Annotated in this window: 15 protein-coding genes and 1 pseudogene; 7 read left to right on the top strand and 9 right to left on the bottom strand. The window is 68.2% G+C overall.

Going from position 1 to position 19165, the window contains the following annotated elements:
• Positions 1-36 precede the first annotated feature (36 nt).
• The 7 genes and pseudogenes from ACZ50Q_RS06705 to ACZ50Q_RS06675 form a co-directional block, all read right to left on the bottom strand.
• Positions 37-354 (bottom strand): ElaB/YgaM/YqjD family protein, encoded by a 318-nt coding sequence (locus ACZ50Q_RS06705; protein WP_056326638.1) that lies wholly within the window; start codon positions 352-354, stop codon positions 37-39.
• 84 nt (positions 355-438) lie between these two features.
• On the bottom strand, positions 439-1164 hold the full coding sequence (locus ACZ50Q_RS06700) for a hypothetical protein (protein ID WP_464081958.1): 726 nt from the start codon (positions 1162-1164) through the stop codon (positions 439-441).
• Between the two features lie 66 nt (positions 1165-1230).
• Positions 1231-3969, bottom strand: coding sequence for a nitrate reductase (locus ACZ50Q_RS06695; RefSeq protein WP_464080961.1), 2739 nt, complete (start codon positions 3967-3969; stop codon positions 1231-1233).
• A 6-nt stretch (positions 3970-3975) separates the two neighbouring features.
• Positions 3976-5193 (bottom strand): annotated as a pseudogene (locus ACZ50Q_RS06690) (NAD(P)/FAD-dependent oxidoreductase); the annotation flags it as partial.
• A gap of 10 nt (positions 5194-5203) precedes the next feature.
• Positions 5204-6076: an ABC transporter ATP-binding protein gene (locus ACZ50Q_RS06685; RefSeq protein ID WP_464080960.1), complete on the bottom strand. Its 873-nt coding sequence runs from the start codon at positions 6074-6076 to the stop codon at positions 5204-5206.
• Between the two features lie 4 nt (positions 6077-6080).
• Positions 6081-6911, bottom strand: a complete 831-nt coding sequence (ntrB, locus tag ACZ50Q_RS06680; RefSeq protein WP_076516081.1) for a nitrate ABC transporter permease — start codon at positions 6909-6911, stop codon at positions 6081-6083.
• A 25-nt stretch (positions 6912-6936) separates the two neighbouring features.
• Positions 6937-8235 (bottom strand): CmpA/NrtA family ABC transporter substrate-binding protein, encoded by a 1299-nt coding sequence (locus ACZ50Q_RS06675; RefSeq protein ID WP_464080959.1) that lies wholly within the window; start codon positions 8233-8235, stop codon positions 6937-6939.
• Between the two features lie 407 nt (positions 8236-8642).
• On the opposite strand from ACZ50Q_RS06675, the gene ACZ50Q_RS06670 reads away from it, so the two are divergent.
• Complete coding sequence (locus ACZ50Q_RS06670; protein WP_076516083.1) at positions 8643-9224, top strand: ANTAR domain-containing response regulator; 582 nt, start codon at positions 8643-8645, stop codon at positions 9222-9224.
• A gap of 115 nt (positions 9225-9339) precedes the next feature.
• Complete coding sequence (cysG, locus tag ACZ50Q_RS06665) at positions 9340-10749, top strand: siroheme synthase CysG (RefSeq protein WP_464080958.1); 1410 nt, start codon at positions 9340-9342, stop codon at positions 10747-10749.
• A 56-nt stretch (positions 10750-10805) separates the two neighbouring features.
• Here the strand turns inward: cysG and upp are convergent, their stop codons facing one another.
• Positions 10806-11444 (bottom strand): uracil phosphoribosyltransferase, encoded by a 639-nt coding sequence (upp, locus tag ACZ50Q_RS06660; RefSeq protein WP_076516087.1) that lies wholly within the window; start codon positions 11442-11444, stop codon positions 10806-10808.
• Between the two features lie 246 nt (positions 11445-11690).
• Positions 11691-13139, bottom strand: a complete 1449-nt coding sequence (gene dacB / locus ACZ50Q_RS06655; protein ID WP_464080957.1) for a D-alanyl-D-alanine carboxypeptidase/D-alanyl-D-alanine endopeptidase — start codon at positions 13137-13139, stop codon at positions 11691-11693.
• A gap of 265 nt (positions 13140-13404) precedes the next feature.
• Here dacB and queA point away from each other — a divergent pair, with 265 nt between their 5' ends.
• The 5 genes from queA (at position 13405) to secF (ending at position 19163) form a co-directional block, all read left to right on the top strand.
• Complete coding sequence (gene queA, locus ACZ50Q_RS06650; RefSeq protein WP_464080956.1) at positions 13405-14463, top strand: tRNA preQ1(34) S-adenosylmethionine ribosyltransferase-isomerase QueA; 1059 nt, start codon at positions 13405-13407, stop codon at positions 14461-14463.
• Positions 14460-15596 carry a tRNA guanosine(34) transglycosylase Tgt gene (tgt, locus tag ACZ50Q_RS06645; protein ID WP_092578668.1) on the top strand — a complete coding sequence of 379 codons (1137 nt, stop codon included), beginning with the start codon at positions 14460-14462 and terminating at the stop codon, positions 15594-15596. Before queA ends, tgt begins: the two co-directional genes overlap by 4 nt.
• A gap of 231 nt (positions 15597-15827) precedes the next feature.
• On the top strand, positions 15828-16172 hold the full coding sequence (gene yajC, locus ACZ50Q_RS06640) for a preprotein translocase subunit YajC (protein WP_006221220.1): 345 nt from the start codon (positions 15828-15830) through the stop codon (positions 16170-16172).
• Between the two features lie 120 nt (positions 16173-16292).
• Complete coding sequence (secD, locus tag ACZ50Q_RS06635) at positions 16293-18173, top strand: protein translocase subunit SecD (RefSeq protein ID WP_464080955.1); 1881 nt, start codon at positions 16293-16295, stop codon at positions 18171-18173.
• A gap of 54 nt (positions 18174-18227) precedes the next feature.
• The gene (secF, locus tag ACZ50Q_RS06630) at positions 18228-19163 is read left to right on the top strand and encodes a protein translocase subunit SecF (protein ID WP_076516099.1); all 936 of its coding nucleotides are present in this window, start codon (positions 18228-18230) and stop codon (positions 19161-19163) included.
• Positions 19164-19165 lie beyond the last annotated feature (2 nt).

Raw genomic sequence — 19165 nt, 5'->3', positions numbered from 1 at the left:
ATGTCGCCGCGCCTGCCGCCCGGACGTCCTGCCCTGTCAGCGGCGGCTGATCAGCAAGCCGAGCAGCAGGCCGGTCACGCCTGCCACCCCGATGGCTTGCCAGGGATTGTCATGCACGTAGTCGTCCGTCGCGCGGGCGGCCTTGCGACCGCGTTCGAGGACGGCATCCTGCGCTTCGTACAGCGCCTCGCGCGTGCGCCGCAGCGACGTCAGGGCGCGGTCGCGCAGTTCATTGGCCTTGTCGCCGGTGCTGCTGGCCGCTTCGCGCAGCAGGCTTTCGGCGTCATTCAGGCTGGTCTTGACACTGTCGATGAGTTTTTCTTTTGCGACGTCTTCGGATTTTCTCGTTGCCATTTTCTTGAGCTCCTGTTGTGTGTCCATGACGAATCGATGATACCAGCCGCCACGCGGGCGCAATCGCCCGCGTGCTACCGGGTGCTACTTGATCTGCGTAATCTCAACCGCGGACTTCACGCCGCCCTGGTCGATGTCCTGCTTCATCACCAGATTCACGGCGGGGCAATACCAATCGGTGACAGTCGTGTTCATGCCGGGAATGGGAATCGTCAGGCCCTGAAACGTGGCCATGGTGGGATCCGAATTGCGGGTGTAGGTGATCGGGTGGCAGGACTGCTGGCCCAAAGCGGTGTCGAGCGAGGTCTTGGGCCCCACCTTCTTTTCGCCGATGCGCACGGTGGTGCTGGGCTGTCCGCCCACGGGCGCTTCCTTGCCGATCTTGAGGCGGAACGACGAGCCCGGCAGCTTCTGGCCGGCGTTGAGCTTGCCGTCATAGGCAAAGAGGCCAAGCATCCGCAGGTCGAACTGGCCCTCGGACGGCTTGGGCGCTTCGCCGGCGCTCGCGTAGCGCAGGAAGGTCGCCTGGCCGCCCTTGACCGTCATCAGGTAATCGAGCTTGGATTTGCCGGGGGGCAGGCCCGCGTAGCTGAACCGGGCGACGCCCTGCACGCGCGCGCGGCAGTTGTCGCCATTGCTTTTTGTAACCTCGGCGAACGTCAGGTCGGCGCCCAGCGCCAGATTGCCCGAGCCGGTCAGTTGCACCGCGCCGCCATCATGCATGAACTGCGCGTCGCACACGCCGGCCTGCGCCATGCCGGCCGCGCCCATCGCGCCCGCCGCGATCACCAGGGATGCCACTTTTCGCATCGTCGTCACAAGCCACTCCAGAAATCCGAAAACGCCGTCAGCGCCTGGCTGACAGTTGGCTTGATACTACACCGGTTGCCGCGCGCGGCGTATGTCCGAACGTGTCGGGCGGCGCGCCATCAGTGACTGTATCTCCGGCACGCAGGAGCCGCAACCGGTCCCGCAGCCCAGCGTTTCCTTCAGCGCCGCCAGGTCGCAGCCGCGCGCGATGCCGCCCAGGATCGCCGCCTCGCTCACGCCATGGCAGACGCAGACGGTGCGCGACCGCGCCGGTCCGGCCACCCGGCCCATCAGAAGCGCGGCGATGCTCGCGGGCGCCTCGCCGCCTCCCGCCCAGGCCAGCAGCGCGTCCTGCGCGCGCAGATCGCCGGTCAGCAGGAAGGCGCGCAGCGCGCCCTGCCCGGCCGCGACACGGCGCAGCGTGCCGCGCGCGGGATCGTCGTACACCACGTCCGGGCGCCGCAGGTCCAGCGCCTCGGCCAATTCGTGCAGCAGCGCGGGATCCGGCGCCGCGCGGCTCGCGAGCCGCAACCGGACGCCGCCAGCGCCGGTCGGCAGCACGACGGCGTAGTCGAAGCGGCGCAGCCACGGCGCGAGGTCCGCGCGCAGCGCCGCGCCATCGCCCTGCCGCCAGCCGGCGGCCTGCCAGGGCAGGCCGGCGGGTTCGGCGCGCACCGCGCTGAACTTCAGTTCGGGCTGCCGCGACAGCGGATCGGTCGCGGGGTTGGTCAGCGCATTCACGCCCAGTCCGGCCATGAAGGCGCTGCCCCAGTGCATCGGCACGAAAGCCTGGCCGGGACGCACCGCGTCGTCCGGCTGCGCCGGCAGCACCAGGCTGCCGCGCCGCGAGTGCAGCCGGACCAGCGCGCCGGGCGCCAGGTCCAGGCGGCGCATGTCATCGGGATGCAGCGACACCCACGGTTCCTCGACATGCTGCGTCAGCGCCCGGGCCAGCGAGGTGCGCGCCATCGTGTGCCAGTGGTCGCGCAGCCGGCCGGTGGTCAACTGCAGCGGGAATTCCTCGGACGTCGTTTCGGCGGTCGGCCGCCAGGACACGTCGCAGAAACGGGCGCGGCCGCTGGGCGTGGGAAAGATGCCGTCGGCGTACAGGCGCGCCGTGCCCTGCCCGTGCCGGTACGGCCACTGCTGCGGTCCGCGCTGCGCCAGGGTGCCGTAGTCCAGTGCGCTGTAGTCCAGGTCCCGGCCGGCCGTCATGCGGGCGTGTTCGGCAAAGACTTCGCCCTCGTCACGGTAGGCGAACAGGTCCGCCTTGGCCGGCGCCATGCGTGCGGCAAGGCGCCGGGCCACCGCCTGCGCCAGCCGCCAGTCGGGCTGGGCGTCGCCGGGCGGCGCGATCGCGGCGCGGACCCGGCTGATGCGGCGCTCGGAATTGGTGACCGTGCCGGACTTCTCGGGCCAGGTCGCCGCGGGCAGGATCAGGTCGGCGTAGGCCAGCGTCTCGGTGCCGGCGTAGGCCTCCTGCACGATCACGAACTCGGCGCGTTCCAGCGCCGCCCGCACGCGCGCCTGGTCCGGCAGCGACTGCGCCGGATTGGTCGCCGCGATCCAGAGCACCTTGATGCGCCCTTCCAGCACCGCGTCGAACATGTCCATCGCCGTCGCGCCCGGCGCGTCGGGCAGGCTGTCCACGCCCCACAGGCGCGCCACCTCGGCGCGGTCGGCGGCCGAAGCGGGATCGCGATGGCCCGGCAGCAGCGTCGCCATGCCGCCGGCCTCGCGGCCGCCCATGGCGTTGGGCTGTCCGGTCAGCGAAAACGGTCCCGCGCCGGGACGCCCGATCTGCCCGGTCGCCAGATGCAGGTGGATCAGCGCGGCATTCTTGTCGGTGCCCGCCACCGACTGGTTCAGACCCATGGTGTAGAGCGACAGCGCCGCGCCCGCCTGCCCGAACCAGCGCGCCGCCTGCACGATATCGCGCGCAGGCACGCCGCACAGACGCTGCGCCGCCTCGGGCGTGACCGCCTGCACGCGCGCCCGCAGCGTGTCGAAGCCCTCTGTGTGACGCCGGATGTAGTCCTCGTCGACCAGGCCTTCGCGCAGCATCACGTTGAGCATGGCGTTAAAGAGCGCGACATCGGACCCCGGCGTCAGCGGCAGGTGCAGATCGGCGAAGGCGGCGGTATCCGTGCGCCGCGGATCGACCGCGATCACTTTCATGCCCGGCCGGCTGGCGCGCGCGGCTTCCAGCCGCCGGAACAGCACCGGGTGCGCATAGGCCATGTTGGACCCGGCGATCAGCACCGTGTCCGCCAGCTCCAGGTCTTCGTAGCAGGCCGGCGGCGCGTCCGCGCCCAGGGTGCGCTTGTAGCCCGACACCGCGCTGGACATGCACAGCCGTGAATTGGTGTCGATGTTGTTCGTGCCCGCCAGCGCGCGCGCCAGCTTGTTGAAGACGGCGTAGTCCTCCGTCAGCAACTGGCCCGACAGATAAAAGCCGACCGAATCCGGCCCATGCCGGGCGATGGCGCCGGCCAACCTGTCCGCGGCCAGGTCCAGCGCGTGCGCCAGGGCGATGTCCTGCATGGGCTGCCCGCGGGCCTCGCGCGCACGCGCCGACAGCACGCGGGCGCCATCGCGCCGGACGGTATCGGCCAGGGCCAGGCCCTTGCTGCACAGGCGGCCCCGGTTGGCCGGATGCGACGCGTCGCCGCGCACGCCCACGACCGCGTCGCCACGCACCTGCACGCGCACCCCGCAGCCGGTGCCGCAATAACAGCAGATGGACGCGACTTCGCGCGTGTCCTCGCTGATGATGTCAATCCGGCGCGCCATCGGCATGTCCATCCCTTACTCCCCCGCCGCGCTTTCACCGAGCATGAGCCGGTCGCGCAGGGCGCCCAGACCGGCCCCTTCGCGGATCAGCCGCACGTACCAGGCGCTGTCCGCCGTGTCGCCGTACAGGCAGGCGCCCACCAGCCGGTCGTCGCGGATCACCAGTTTCTTGTAGACGCCGCCCGGCATGTCGGCCAGCGTGATGGTTTCGGTCTGCGCGCCGCCCGCGAAGTCCCCGGCCGAAAACAGGTCGATGCCGGTGACTTTCAGCTTGGTCGACGTGACGCTGCCCACATAGCGGCCGATGCCGTGCAACGCCAGATGATTGGCCGCCACCTTGGCCTGCTCGAACAGCGGCGCGACCAGGCCGTAGGCCGTGCCGCGGTGGCTGACGCATTCGCCCACCGCGTAGATGCGCGGATCGAAGGTCTGCAGGGTGTCGCTGACCACCACGCCGCGGTCCACATGCAGGCCGCAGTGTTGCGCCAGCTCGGTGTTCGGGCGCACGCCCGCCGCCATCACCACCAGGTCCGCGGGGACCTCTTCGCCATCCGCGAAGCGCACCGCCCGCACGCGTCCGTCCGCCCCGCCCAGGATCGCCGCCGTCTGGCGCTGAAGCAGAAAGGTCAGGCCCCGCGCCTCCAGGCTCGCGCGCAGCAGCGCGGCAGCCTCGCCGTCCAGTTGGCGGTCCAGCAGCGCCGCGCCCAGGTGCACCACCGACACCTGCATGCCCCGCGCGGCCAGGCCGTTGGCGGCCTCCAGCCCCAGCAGGCCGCCGCCGATCACCACCGCATGGCGGTAGCGCGAAGCGGCGTCGATCATGAGATTCACGTCGCCGATATCGCGAAAGGCGACCACCCCTTCCAGATCATGGCCCGGCACGGGAAGCCGGTACGGCGTGGACCCGGTCGCCAGCAGCAGCCGGTCATACGGCGTGCGCGTGCCGTCGTCGGCCAGCACCGCGCGCCGCGCGCGGTCGATGCCCGTCACCTTGCGGCCCCGCAGCAACCGGATGCCGTGGCGGGCGTACCAATCCTCGTCGTTCAGCACGATGTCCTGCAGCGTGCGCTCGCCGGTCAGCACCGGCGACAGCAGAATGCGGTTGTAGTTGGTGTGGGGCTCGGCGCCGAACACCGTGATGTCGTAAAGGTCCGGCGCCAGTTTCAGCAATTCCTCCACCGTGCGGATGCCGGCCATTCCGTTGCCGACCACGACCAGCTTCTGCCTTTCTTGCATGGCCGGGCTCCTAGGCGGCGGCGCGCGTCGCGCCGGCCTCCTCCAGCGGGGGCACGACGGCAAGGGTGGCTGGGGCCGGCGCAGCGGGCTGCGCGCGCTCCGGATTGCCGTACCTGCGATGCAGGAAGTCCACCACCCCCGCGCGGCACGCCAGGTACGTCGGATCGTTGGCCAGCCGCACGCGGTCGCGCGGCCGCGGCAGCGGCACCGGCAGGATCTCGCCGATGGTGGCGGCCGGTCCGTTGGTCAACATCACGATGCGGTCCGACAGCAGCACGGCCTCATCCACGTCGTGGGTGACCATGATGGTGGTCGTGCGCGTCTTGCCCACGATCTTGAGCAGCTCGTCCTGCAGGTGCGAACGGGTCAGCGCGTCGAGCGCGCCGAAGGGTTCATCCATCAGCAGCACGCCCGGCTCGATCGCCAACGCGCGCGCGATGCCCACGCGCTGCTTCATGCCGCCGGAAATCTCGCGCGGCAGCTTGTTCTGCGCGGGCAAGAGGCCCACCAGGTCCAGCGCGGCGCGGGTGCGCTCGGCCAACTGCGCGCGCTTCTCCGTGGCGCCGAAGACGCGCTCGACCGCCAGGTGCACGTTCTGAAAACACGTCAGCCACGGCAGCAGCGAATGGTTCTGGAACACGACGGCGCGATCCGGCCCCGGTCCGGTGATCTCGCGTTCGGCGCACAGCAGCACGCCGCTCGTCGGGCGGGTCAGGCCGGCGATCAGGTTGAGCAAGGTCGACTTGCCGCAACCGGAATGGCCGATCAGCGTGATGAACTCGCCCTGCTCGACCGTCAGGTCGATGTCGCGCAGCGCGACGAAGGGGCCCTTGCGGGTGTCGAAGGTCTGTCCCACTTGTTCGATGCGTACGAATTTCTTCATGGCGCTATTCCTCGGTATAGGTGAAACGGCGGGCCAGCGCGACCAGCAGGGTCTCCAGCAACAGCCCCACGATGCCGATCACGAAAATGGCGATGACGATGTGCTCGACCTTCAGGTTGTTCCACTCGTCCCACAGCCAGAAGCCGATGCCGGTGCCGCCCGTGAGCATCTCGGCGGCCACGATCACCAGCCACGCGGTGCCGATGGACAGCCGCACGCCGGTCAGCATGTAGGGCAGCACGGCGGGCAGCAGCACCTTGGTCGTGACCTTCCATTCGGACAGGTTCAGCACGCGCGCCACGTTCAGGTAATCCTGCGGCACGCGCGACACGCCGACCGCGGTATTGATGATCATCGGCCAGATCGAACAGATGAAGATCGCCCAGATCGCGGCGGGATTGGCCGCCTTGAAGAGCAGCAGCCCCAGCGGCAGCCAGGCCAGCGGCGACACCGGACGCAGCAGGCTGACGATGGGCGAGAACATGGAACGCACGGCCGCATAGCGGCCGATCGCGAAGCCCACGGGGATGCCCACCACCGCCGCCAGGCCGAACCCGGCCGCCACGCGCTCCAGCGAGGCCAGCAGGTTCCAGCCGATGCCCTTGTCGTTCGGACCGTTGTCATAGAACGGGTCCGCAAACAGCTCGACCGCCGCGTGCCAGGTGACGCCGGGCGTCGGGATTTCCGTGATGCGCATGGCCACCACCTGCCAGACCAGCACGAAGAGGGCAAAGCCGGCGACCGGCCCCACGACCGCCTTCAGCGCGGATTCCAGGCGTTCCCGCCACAAGGCGGCGAAGTCGTCGCCGCGGCGCGTAATCGTTACGGTAGACATGGAGAGTCCCCTTGTTGACAGGCCCTCAGGCCTTGACCTTGAAACCGTCGGCATAGGCCGCGGGATTGCTGCCGTCCCAGACCACGCCGTCGATCAGCTTGGACGTGCGCGTTTCGCTCGCGGGCAGCGACACGCCCGCGGCCTGCGCAGCCTGCTTGTAGAGCTCGATGCGATTGATCTGCGTGGCGATGGCCAGGTAGTCCGGATGGTCCTTCAGCAGGCCCCAGCGCTTGTGCTGCGTCAGGAACCACATGCCGTCGCTCAGATACGGGAAGTTGGCGGCGCCATCGGCGTAAAAGCGCATGGCGTGCTGGTCCGTCCATTTCTTGCCCAGCCCATCTTCATACTGGCCCAGCATGCGGTCCACGATGCCGCTGGCGTCCGTGTTCACGTAGGACTTGGCGGCGATGGTCTCGGCGGTCTTGCGGCGGTTCTCCGGCGACGCGTCGATCCACTTGCCGGCCTCCAGGATCGCGGCGGTAACCGCGCGCGCCGTATTCGGATTGCGGTTCACGAAATCGGCGCTGGTGCCCAGCACCTTCTCGGGGTGGTCCGTCCAGATGCCTTGCGACGTGACCGTGGTGAAGCCGATCTTGTCCATGATGGCGCGCGCCCCCCAGGGCTCGCCCACGCAGTAGCCGTCCATGTTGCCCACGCGCATGTTGGCCACCATCTGCGGCGGCGGAACGGTGATGACCTTGGCGTCCTTCATCGGATTGATGCCGTACGCCGCCAGCCAGTAGTACAGCCACATGGCGTGCGTGCCGGTGGGGAACGTCTGCGCGAAGGTGTATTCGCGCTTTTCGGCGGCCATCAGCTTGGCGAGCGATTCGCCGTCGCGCGCGCCCGATTCCAGCAGCTTCTTCGAGAGCGTGATTCCCTGGCCGTTCTGGTTCAGGCTCATCAGGACGGCCATGTCCTTTTTCGGACCGCCGATGCCCATGTGCACGCCATAGACCAGGCCGTACAGCACGTGCGCCATGTCCAGCTCGCCATTCATGAGCTTGTCGCGCACCGCGGCCCAGGACGCCTCCTTGGAGGGCGTGATCTTCACGCCGTACTTCTTGTCGATGCCCAGCACCGACGCCATCACAACCGAGGCGCAGTCGGTCAGCGGGATGAAGCCGATCTTCACCTCGGTCTTTTCCGGGGCGTCGGTGCCGGCGGCCCAGGCGCCGGCGCGCACCAGCGGGTCGACCAGGGAAAGCAGGCCGGCGCCGGCGACCGCGCGCGCCGTGCCGCCCAGCCATTTGCGGCGTCCGGCGTTGGCGGTCATGTCGGCGCGGGCGGCGTCGGGCGAGGGGCTGCGGGTCAAAGGCGTCATGCAAGGCTCCTGGAAGGTAGCGGCAAAAAAAAACGTCCCGCGCGCCACGGATTTCCATCCGATGGCGCTGCGGAACGTCGTTGTCCCTGGCCGCGTTACGCGGCGCTTTGCGTCGGGCGACCGCCGTTGGCCGCCCCGATTTCACTCAAGCAATCGCCGTGCCAGTTTTTGCAAATCTGGCCTTGACGGCGCTGCAACCCGCGCGGGCGCTTGCTCTGGCCGTACCGCGGGCGTCCTGGCCGGAGCCTGCGTCAATCAGGGGCGGAGCCAAGTTGGTGCGCGATCCGATGCCGCAGCGCACCATTCCTGTGCGGCGCGCGCCCCGTGGCCGTGCGCGCCCGTCGCACGCCGCGCGCGACGGCGATGGCATGGAACTTGCATCAACCAGAACACCAGGGGGGTGTCTCATGTTGAAGGTCATGCTGCTGAACGATGGCGAAGGACGCGCGGCGTCCCTGCGGCAAACGCTTGCCGCGGCGGGCGTGCACGTCGTCGCCGAAGTGGCGCCTGGCGCGGACCTGGCCGCCAGCATCGCCCAGTCGGCCGCCGACGTGGTGCTGATCGACAGCGACGCCCCCGGCCGCGACACGCTGGAGAACATCTGTGTGGCCAGCTCGCACAGCGACCGCCCGGTCGTGATGTTCACCGACAACGGCAACCGCGAGACCATACGCGACGCCCTGCGCGCCGGCGTCGCGGCCTATGTGGTCGGCGATGTGCCCGCCGCCCGCATCGAACCGCTGCTGACGGTGGCGATCGAGCGCTTTGCGATGGAGAAATCCCGTCGCGAGGAACTGCGCGAGGCCCAGCTCCGGCTCGCGGACCGCCAGTGGGTGGAAAAGGCCAAGGGTATCCTGATGAAGACCCGCGCCATTTCCGAGGACGAAGCCCACCGGCTCCTGCGCGAACGCGCCATGCAAAGCCAGAAGCGCCTGGGCGAAGTCGCCCGCGAGGTCGTGGAGATGAGCCAATGGCTCGGCAATGCCTGACTGCCGGCCAAATAAGTTATGGCTATATCAAATAAAGAAATCAAAAGTTGTGGGGATGAAAGCCCGTCCCTATGATCGACCCACATTGAGCCGGGTACGCCCGAGGCTGGCATTCATGAAGCTTTTCCCGATTTTTGCCGATCTGAAAGACCGGCTGGTACTGGTTGTCGGCGGCGGCGCGGTCGCCGAACGCAAGACGCTCGCCCTGCTGGAAGCCGGCGCCGACGTGGTCGTTGGCGCCCCCGAACTGACTCCCGCGCTCGCGTCGCTGGCGGCCGAGGGCCGCGTCCGGCGCCTGCCGGGGCTGTTCGACCCCGCCTGGCTGGAAGACGTGTGGCTGGTGGTGGCCGCCACCGACGACCGCGACGTCAACAGCGCGGTCTCCACAGCCGCCCAGGCGCGCCGCCTGTTCTGCAACGTGGTGGACGACCCCGAACTGTCCTCCTTCCAGGTGCCGTCCATCGTCGACCGGTCGCCCGTCATCGTGGCCATCTCCTCGTCGGGGGTGGCCCCGGTGCTGGCGCGCCGCATCCGCGAACGCATCGAATCGCTCTTTGACCACACACTGGGCCAACTGGCCGGACTGGCCGCCACGTATCGCAAGCGCATCCGCGCCAGCCACCCCGACCTGGGCGCGCGCCGGCGCTTCTACGACTGGCTGCTGGACGGCCCGGTGGCCGGCTTTCTGCGCCAGCAGCAGCCGGCGCAGGCCGAGGCCGCGCTGGCCGACGCCCTGGCGGCCCCGATTGCTCCCGCCGAAGGCAGCGTGGTGCTGGTGGGCGCCGGTCCCGGCGACCCCGGCCTGCTGACGCTCAAGGCCCTGCGCGCCCTGAACGAGGCCGACGTCATCCTCTACGACCGCCTGGTCAGCGACGAAGTCATGTCGCTCGCCCGGCGCGACGCCGAACGCGTGTCCGTCGGCAAGCTGCCCGGCGAAAACCATCACGCCACCCAGGCCCGCATCCATGCGCTGCTGGTGGAACACGCGCGCGCCGGCCGCCGCGTGGTGCGGCTGAAAGGCGGCGACGCCTTCATCTTTGGCCGGGGCGGCGAGGAACTGGAATTTCTGCGGGCGCACGGCGTGCGCTATGAAGTGGTGCCCGGGATCACGGCGGCGCTGGCCTGTGCGGCCTTTGCCGGCATTCCGCTCACGCATCGCGAACACGCCCAATCCGTGCGCCTCATCACCGCGCACTGCCGCGAAGACGAGGACAACCTGGACTGGCCCGCGCTTGCGCGCGAAAAGCAGACGCTGGCGTTCTACATGGGGGTGGGACAGCTCGACCTGCTGACGCAGCGCCTGCTGCGCCATGGCCGCTCGCCGCACACGCCGTTCGCGCTGATCGAGAACGGCAGCCGGCCGGAACAGCGCGTGGTGTCCGGCCCGCTTGAGCAACTGCCGCAACTGGCCCTGGAACATGGGGTGCGCTCCCCCGCCCTGCTGATCGTGGGCGAAGTCGCGGGACTGGCGCCGCGCCTGCATTGGTTCGGCCGGCACCTCGGGGTGCCGGAACTGGCGGCGTAGACCCGCCGCCAGGACTTGCGGCCGGTCCCGCCGCGCCAGGACCGGGCCGGGAGTTCCTACTCGGCCTTCTGCTTGGTGCCGAAGATGCGGTCGCCGGCGTCGCCCAGGCCCGGCATGATGTAGCCGTGCTCGTTCAGGCCGTCGTCGATGGACGCCGTGTAGATGTGCACGTCCGGGTGCTTGGCCAGCACGGCGTCAATGCCCACGGGCGCCGCCACCAGCACCAGCGCGCGGATTTCCTTGCAGCCGGCGCGCTTGAGCAGGTCGATGGCGGCGACCATCGACCCGCCGGTCGCCAGCATCGGATCGACGATCAGCGCCAGGCGCTGGTCCAGCTCGCCCACCAGGCGTTCCAGGTAGGTGTGGGCCTCCAGCGTCTCTTCGTTGCGGGCCACGCCCACGACGCTGACCTTGGCGCCCGGAATCAGGCTCAGCACGCCGTCCAGCATGCCGATGCCGGCGCGCAGGATGGGCACCACGGTGACTTTCTTGCCGGCGATCTTCTCGACCTCGACCGGGCCGCACCAGCCCTCGACGGTGGCGGGCGCCAGGGGCAGGTCCTTGGACGCTTCATAGGTCAGCAGCGCGCCCACTTCCTGCGACAGTTCACGAAAGCTCTTGGTGCTGAGGTCGACGCGTCGCATGATCCCGAGCTTGTGGCGGATCAGCGGATGGCGGATTTCGTGCACGGGCATGTGCGTAACTCTCCAGAGTATTTGTTGGTCAGAATTCTTTTGGCCTCAGGCGGACCCGGATCGGCACGGCACGGCGCGCCTGCGCCGCCCCGTGGCGGGTCACACGGAAGGATCGTAATCGTTTTAGGGCCTTTTCCGCACGAACGCCACGCAAGAATAGCCGCCCCGCCGCCGGGCCGCCCCAAGGCGGGGCAGCCCCCTTGGGGGGCAGCAAGCGCACGAAGTGCGCGCGGCGTGGGGCCACATTCATTGTTCGGCGAGCCAGGAAATCAGTGCGTCGTCGAAGGCGCGGACGGCGCCCGCCTGCTCGTGGTTGACGATGCTGACGACCACATAGCGCTTGCCGCTCGCGCCCAGCACGTAGCCCGCGATCGAGCGCACGTCGCGCAGCGAGCCGGTCTTCAGATGGGCCATGCCGAGCGTGCCGTTGCCCTTCAGGCGGCGGCGCACGGTGCCGTCCACCCCGGCGATGGCGAACGATGAGATGTACTCCGGCATCACCGGGGAATTCCAGGCCACGGTCAGCATCGACGCCAGGCTGTCGGCCGACACGCGGGCGTCGCGCGACAGGCCCGCGCCGTTGTCGATGACCAGCTCGGGCATGTCCAGCCCCTGCTTGGCCAGCAGATCCTTGGCGACCGCCTCGCTGCTGCCGACGGTTGCCGGGCGCCGGCCGCGTTCCGCGCCCAGCGTCAGCAGCAGCGTGCGCGCCATCACATTGTTGCTGCGCTTGTTGATCTGGCGGATCGCCTCGGCCAGCGTGGGCGAATCATGCGAGGCCAGCACCACCGCGTCCGGCGGCGTCATGCCGGAACGGACCTGCCCCTTGAACGTGCCGCCCAGCTCCTTCCAGAGCATGCGGAAGACTTCGGTCGCGTAGTCGGGCTGGGACAGCGCCAGGCGATACAGGCTGAATTCGCCGCACGAGCCCGCCACCTTGCCATTCACCCGGATGGTGACGCCCTGCTGCGTGATGACGGGATCGGTCGTGACCACCGGCGGGCCGGGGCAGCGGATGTCGCTCCATTCCACATGGCCTTCGATCTTCAGCCCGGGCAGCGGCGGATCGATCAGCGGCACCCATTTGTTGGCCACCGGATCCGGCGTGAACAACAGGCGCAAGGCGCCAAAACCCACCATCAGCGCGTCCGGGCTGGCGTTGTAGGCCCGGTCGGGCGCGCCATCGAACGCGCCGGGGTCGATCGACACCTGCCCGAATATGCTGCGATCGATCACCAGGTCATTGATCTGCTTGACGCCGCGCAGCCGCAGTTCGCGCAACAGCGCCCACAGGTCCTGCAGCAGGAATTGCGGATCGCCGCCGGCCCGCAGGTACAGCGGTCCGTTCAGCGCGCCCTTGGCATCGGGCCGCACGCCCGGCGCCGTCATGAACTCCGTGCGCCAGACGTAGTTGGGGCCCAGTTCGGACAGCGCCGCCCAGGTCGTGACCAGTTTCATCACCGACGCGGGGTTGCGGGCTTCCTTGGCGTTGAGCGCCACCAGGCGAGGACCGCCGACTTCCTGCACCACCAGCGACAGGGAGCTCTCGGGCAGCTTGGACGCCTTCCACGCCTTGACCACGTCGGGCGGCAGCCCGGGAACCTGCGCAAAGACGGCGCCCGTGGCCAGGGCCAGGACACCGCCTGCCAGCCATCGCTTCAGTCCGCCCACACGCTTGATCATTTGTCCCGTCATGCCACGCCCACCCGGTTGCTCGTCCTGCAAAACCGAGAGCATACAAAACCTGGACGGGTTGCGGGCGGCGCGCGACGGCCCAACGCGCCTGGCGGGCATCGTCATGCGGCCGCCAGGCCCGGGCGGGCGGCGGATCACGCCCCCCGTGCGCAGCCTTTGTTCCGCCCCTATTAACCGTCCCTTTACAATACGCGGTTGCCCCGAGCCCGCCTTCCGGCCCGGCTCGTCCTGTGCAGGGCCCGATTCCACTGATCCCGATACCCGCGTGACCCAGTCTTTCACCGTTTCCGATTTCGATTACGAGCTGCCCCCCGAGCTCATTGCGCAGACGCCCGCCGCCGAGCGCACGGGCAGCCGCCTGCTGCACCTGGATGCCGCCAGCCGCCTTCACGACCGCCAGTTCTCGGACCTGACGGCGCTGCTGCGCCCGCACGACCTGCTGGTGTTCAACGACACGCGCGTCATCAAGGCGCGTCTGGCGGGCCACAAGATCACCGGCGGCAAGATCGAGGTGCTGGTCGAGCGCATCACCGAACCCGACCGCGTCCTGGCCCACGTGCGCGCCAGCAAGTCGCCCGGCGCCGGCATGGTGCTGCGCCTGGCCGACGCCTTCGAGGCCACGGTGCTGGGCCGCGAGGGCGAACTCTTCGACATCCGCTTCCCCGGCCCCGTGCTGGACCTGCTGGATGCCCACGGCGCCACGCCCCTGCCGCCCTACATCACGCACGCCGCCGACGCCGGCGACGACGACCGCTACCAGACCGTCTACGCCCGCGAACCCGGCGCGGTAGCCGCCCCCACGGCCGGCCTGCATTTCGACCAGCCCACGCTGGACCGCCTGGCCGATCTGGGCGTGGCGCGCGCCTTCGTCACCCTGCACGTGGGCGCCGGCACCTTCCAGCCGGTGCGCGTGGACAACCTGGCCGACCACGTCATGCACGCCGAGTGGTTCACGGTGCCCCAGGCCGCCGTGGACGCGATCGCCGCGGCCCGCGCGCGGGGCGGCCGCGTCATCGCCGTCGGCACCACCAGCGTGCGCGCGCTGGAATCGGCCGCCGCGCAGACCGAGGGCCGCACGGCCCCCGGCGTTCCGCTGGCCCCCGCCCAGGGCGACACGCGCCTGTTCATCACCCCGGGCTACCAGTACCGCGTCGTCGACGCCCTGGTCACCAACTTCCACCTGCCCCAGTCGACCCTGCTGATGCTGGTGTCGGCGCTGGCCGGCGTCGAGCCCATCCGCCGCGCCTACGCCCACGCCGTCGCCGCGCGCTACCGCTTCTTCAGCTACGGCGACGCCATGTTCATCGAAACCCCTGCCCCATGACCGGACTGAACTTCGAACTGCTCGCCACCGATGGCGGCGCCCGCCGCGGCCGCATCACGCTCAACCACGGCGTGGTCGAGACCCCCATCTTCATGCCGGTCGGCACCTATGGCAGCGTCAAGGCCATGATGCCGCACGAGCTCAAGGAAATCGGCTCGCAGATCGTGCTGGGCAACACGTTCCACCTGTGGCTGCGCCCCGGCACCGAGATCATGGAAAAGCATGGCGGCCTGCATGGCTTCATGAACTGGGACAAGCCCATCCTGACCGACTCGGGCGGATTCCAGGTGTTCAGCCTGCAGGGCATGCGCAAGATCACCGAGGAAGGCGTGAAATTCGCCTCCCCGATCGACGGCGCGCGCCTGTTCCTCACGCCGGAAGAGTCCATGCGCATCCAGCGCTCGCTCAATTCGGACATCGTGATGGTGTTCGACGAATGCACGCCCTATGAAATCGACGGCCGTCCCGCCACCGTCGAGGAAGCCGCGCGCTCCATGCGCATGTCCCTGCGCTGGGCGCGGCGCTCGCGCGAGGAATTCGACCGCCTGGGCAACCCGAATGCGCTCTTTGGCATCGTGCAGGGCGGCATGTACGAGTCGCTGCGCGACGAATCCCTGGCCGGACTGCAGGACATCGGCTTTCACGGCTACGCCATCGGCGGCCTGTCGGTGGGCGAGCCCAAGGAAGACATGATGCGCATCCTGGCGCACGTGACGCCCAAGCTGCCCGCCCAGGCCCCGCGCTACCTGATGGGCGTGGGCACCCCCGAAGACCTGGTCGAGGGCGTAAGCCGCGGCGTGGACATGTTCGACTGCGTCATGCCCACCCGCAACGCCCGCAATGGCTGGCTGTTCACGCGCTTTGGCGACGTCAAGATCCGCAACGCCAAATACCGCGACGACACCCGGCCGCTGGACCCGAGCTGCAGCTGCCACACCTGCGGCAATTTCTCGCGCGCCTACCTGCACCACCTGCAGCGCGCCAACGAGATCACCGGCGCGCGCCTGAACACGCTGCACAACCTGCACTTCTATCTGACTATCATGAAGGAAATGCGCGAGGCCATCGCCGAAGGCCGTTTCGACGCCTGGCGCGCCCAGTTTGCCGCGGACCGCGCCCGCGGGGTGGAGTAGCCGGGGTAAAAAAGCCGCCGCCGGGGACTTTTCCCGGCGTGTTTCGCCCCCATTTGACCGGCAGGCCCCCAGGTAAGCGGGAGCCGCCTGATGCAAGGGATGGCGTCCCAGTTAAAGGCTGGCTATAACCTATATACAATAGTCGGCTTGCCCTATCCATGGCTCGCGCGGGGATGGGCGCATCAAAAACATAGCGATAAACCCAAACAGACTCAAACGCAGGAGAATTCAATGTCCGTTATCGATACCGCCAGCCTCGTCGTGGCCCAGGCCGCCGCCCCCGAAGGCAATGCGCTGATGGGCATGCTGCCCATCGTCCTGATGTTCGTGATCCTCTACTTCCTGATGATCCGTCCTCAGATGAAGCGCCAGAAGGAACACCGCAACCTGATCGCCGCGCTGGCCAAGGGCGACGAAGTCGTCACCGCCGGCGGCATGCTCGGCAAGGTCACCAAGGTCAACGACAGCTACGTCACCGTCGAAGTCTCCGAACTGGCCGACAAGCCCGTCGAAGTCATCATGCAGAAGTCGTCGGTGTCGACCGTTCTGCCCAAGGGAACCATCAAGGCCCTGTAAGCGTCCCACAAAGAGCCCCATCGGGGCTCTTGTCCTAGACGACGCCCTCCGCCTACCGCCGCCCGCAGCGACCGATCGCGCGGGCGGCCCTTTCATCTCTTTCACATGAAGTAGCCGGCAATGAACCGCTATCCCCTCTGGAAGTACATTACGGTCCTGGTCGCGGTCCTCATTGGCCTGCTGTACACGCTTCCCAATTTCTACGGCGAGTCCCCCGCCGTACAGGTTTCCAGCGCCAAGGCCACGATCAAGGTCGACCCGACCGTGCTGGCCCGCGTGGAGCAGATCCTGGCCGACGCCAAGATCCCCAACGAAGGCGCCTATTTCGAAATGAACGGCACGCTCGGCACCGTGCGCGCCCGCTTCCCGTCCACCGACGTGCAGCTGCAGGCCCGCGACCTGCTCGAGAAATCGCTCAATACCGTTCCCGGCGACCCGCACTACACCGTCGCGCTGAACCTGCTGCCCGCCTCGCCGCCCTGGATGCGCGCGCTGGGCTGGTTTGCCCCCAAGCCCATGTACCTGGGCCTGGACCTGCGCGGCGGCGTGCACTTCCTGCTGCAAGTCGACATGCAAGGCGCGCTGACCGCCCGCTATGACTCGCTGGCCGGCGACGTGCGCTCCGTGCTGCGCGACCAGAAGATCAACGTGACGGGCGTCGAACGCTCGGGCATGAGCGTCGCCGCCGCCTTCGCCAACACCGACGACCGCGACCGCGCCATCGCCGCGCTGCGTTCGCGCCTGCCGGACCTCGAATTCACCGAACGCGAAGAAGGCGGCAAGCAGGTGCTGCTGGCCGCCCTGAACCCGGCCGCCGTCACCCGCGTGCAGGATTCCGCGCTCAAGCAGAACATCAACACGCTGCATAACCGCATCAACGAGCTGGGCGTGGCCGAACCGGTCATCCAGCAGCAGGGCTCGGACCGCATCGTGGTGCAGCTACCCGGCGTGCAAGACGTGGCCAAGGCCAAGGAACTGCTGGGCCGCACCGCCACGCTCGAAATCCGCATGGTCGACGACTCCCCCGCCGCGCAGGCCGCGCTGCTGGGTGGCAGCGTCCCGTTCGGCCTCGAACGCTACAACGACCGCGACGGCCGTCCCATCCTGGTCCGCCGCCAGGTCATCCTGACCGGCGAAAACCTGCAGGACGCCCAGCCGGGCCGCGATTCGCAGACCCAGCAGGCCGCCGTCCACCTGACGCTGGACTCCAAGGGCGCACGCATCTTCCGCGACGTGACCCGCGACAACGTCAACAAGCGCATGGCCATCCTGCTGTTCGAAAACGGCAAGGGCGAAGTAGTCACGGCGCCTGTGATCCGCGGCGAAATCGCCGGCGGCCAGGTGCAGATTTCGGGCAGCATGAGTTCCGAGGAAGCCGCCGACACCGCCCTCCTGCTGCGCGCGGGCGCGCTGGCCGCGCCGATGTCCATCATCGAGGAACGCACCATCGGCCCGAGCCTGGGCGCGGACAACATCTCGAAGGGCTTTTACTCGACGCTGTACGGCTTCCTGGCCATTGCCGTCTTCATCATCGTGTACTACCACCTGTTCGGGGTGTTCTCCACGATCGGCCTGACCTTCAACGTCCTGCTGCTGCTGGCCCTGCTGTCCATGCTGCAAGCCACGCTGACCCTGCCGGGCATCGCGGCCATCGCGCTGACGCTGGGCATGGCCATCGACTCGAACGTGCTGATCAACGAGCGCATACGGGAAGAATTGCGGGCGGGCGCCTCACCGCAGCAAGCGATCCATCAGGGCTTCGAGCGCGCCTGGGGCACCATTCTTGACTCGAACCTCACGACGCTGATCGTGGGCCTGGCGCTGCTGGCCTTCGGTTCGGGCCCGATCCGGGGCTTCGCGGTGGTTCACTGCCTGGGCATCCTGACCTCGATGTTCTCGTCGGTCGTGGGCGTGCGCGCGCTGGCCAATCTGTACTACGGCCGCAAGAAGAAGCTCACCTCGATCTCCATCGGCGAAGTCTGGAAGCCGAAGGCAAACTGAAAATAGGGCGGACGGCCCAAGCCGTCCGCCACAGCAAAGAACCGAAGGCGAAAAATGGAATTTTTCCGGATTCACCGCACCATCCCGTTCATGCGCCACGCCCTGGTGCTGAACATCATCAGTCTCGTCACCTTCCTCCTGGCGGTGTTCTTCATCGTCACGCGCGGCTTTCACCTGTCGATCGAATTCACCGGCGGCACGGTGATGGAGGTCAACTACGCCCAGACGGCGCAGCTTGAAAACGTGCGCGGCGTGGTGTCCAAGCTGGGCTACACCGACTTCCAGGTCCAGAATTTCGGCACCTCGCACGACGTCATGATCCGCCTGCCCCTGCAGGAAGGCCAGACGTCCGCCACCCAGAGCGAAACCGTCATGGCCGCGCTCAAGGCCGCCGACTCGGGCGTCGAACTGCGCCGCGTCGAATTCGTGGGTCCGCAGATCGGCCAGGAACTGCTGCACAACGGCCTGATGGCCCTGCTCGTGGTGGTCATCGGCATCGTGATCTACCTGGGCTTTCGCTTCGAATGGAAGTTCGCGCTGGCCGGCGTCGTCGCCAACCTGCACGACGTGGTCATCATTCTGGGCTTCTTCGCGTTCTTCCAGTGGGAATTCTCGCTCGCGGTGCTGGCTGGCGTGCTGGCCGTGCTGGGTTACTCCGTGAACGAATCCGTGGTCATCATGGACCGGATCCGCGAGAACTTCCGCAAGTACCGCAAAGCGGACGTGCACGAAGTCATCAACAGCGCCATCACCCAGACCATCTCGCGGACCATCATCACCCACGGTTCGACCCAGATGATGGTGCTGGCCATGCTGTTCTTCGGCGGCCCCACCCTGCACTACTTCGCCATGGCCCTGACCATCGGCATCTGGTTCGGCATCTACTCGTCGGTGTTCGTCGCCGCCGCGCTGGCCATGTGGATGGGCGTCAAGCGCGAAGACCTGATCAAGCCGGTCAAGAAGGAAGGCGAGGAAGGCGAAGTCGCCTGATT

The organism is Achromobacter sp. T5-5, from assembly GCF_055397965.1.
The sequence above is the reverse complement of the archived record's forward strand: the minus strand, read 5'-3'. Positions and strand labels throughout refer to the sequence as shown.

Coding starts and splice junctions, on each gene's coding strand:
- ACZ50Q_RS06695 (WP_464080961.1), bottom strand. CDS start 3,969: ATGGACATGCCGATGGCGCGCCGGATTGACATCATCAGCGAGGACACG.
- ntrB (WP_076516081.1), bottom strand. CDS start 6,911: ATGTCTACCGTAACGATTACGCGCCGCGGCGACGACTTCGCCGCCTTG.
- upp (WP_076516087.1), bottom strand. CDS start 11,444: ATGCCCGTGCACGAAATCCGCCATCCGCTGATCCGCCACAAGCTCGGG.
- dacB (WP_464080957.1), bottom strand. CDS start 13,139: ATGACGGGACAAATGATCAAGCGTGTGGGCGGACTGAAGCGATGGCTG.
- secD (WP_464080955.1), top strand. CDS start 16,293: ATGAACCGCTATCCCCTCTGGAAGTACATTACGGTCCTGGTCGCGGTC.
- yajC (WP_006221220.1), top strand. CDS start 15,828: ATGTCCGTTATCGATACCGCCAGCCTCGTCGTGGCCCAGGCCGCCGCC.
- ACZ50Q_RS06700 (WP_464081958.1), bottom strand. CDS start 1,164: ATGCGAAAAGTGGCATCCCTGGTGATCGCGGCGGGCGCGATGGGCGCG.
- tgt (WP_092578668.1), top strand. CDS start 14,460: ATGACCGGACTGAACTTCGAACTGCTCGCCACCGATGGCGGCGCCCGC.
- ACZ50Q_RS06670 (WP_076516083.1), top strand. CDS start 8,643: ATGTTGAAGGTCATGCTGCTGAACGATGGCGAAGGACGCGCGGCGTCC.
- secF (WP_076516099.1), top strand. CDS start 18,228: ATGGAATTTTTCCGGATTCACCGCACCATCCCGTTCATGCGCCACGCC.
- cysG (WP_464080958.1), top strand. CDS start 9,340: ATGAAGCTTTTCCCGATTTTTGCCGATCTGAAAGACCGGCTGGTACTG.
- ACZ50Q_RS06705 (WP_056326638.1), bottom strand. CDS start 354: ATGGCAACGAGAAAATCCGAAGACGTCGCAAAAGAAAAACTCATCGAC.
- ACZ50Q_RS06685 (WP_464080960.1), bottom strand. CDS start 6,076: ATGAAGAAATTCGTACGCATCGAACAAGTGGGACAGACCTTCGACACC.
- ACZ50Q_RS06675 (WP_464080959.1), bottom strand. CDS start 8,235: ATGACGCCTTTGACCCGCAGCCCCTCGCCCGACGCCGCCCGCGCCGAC.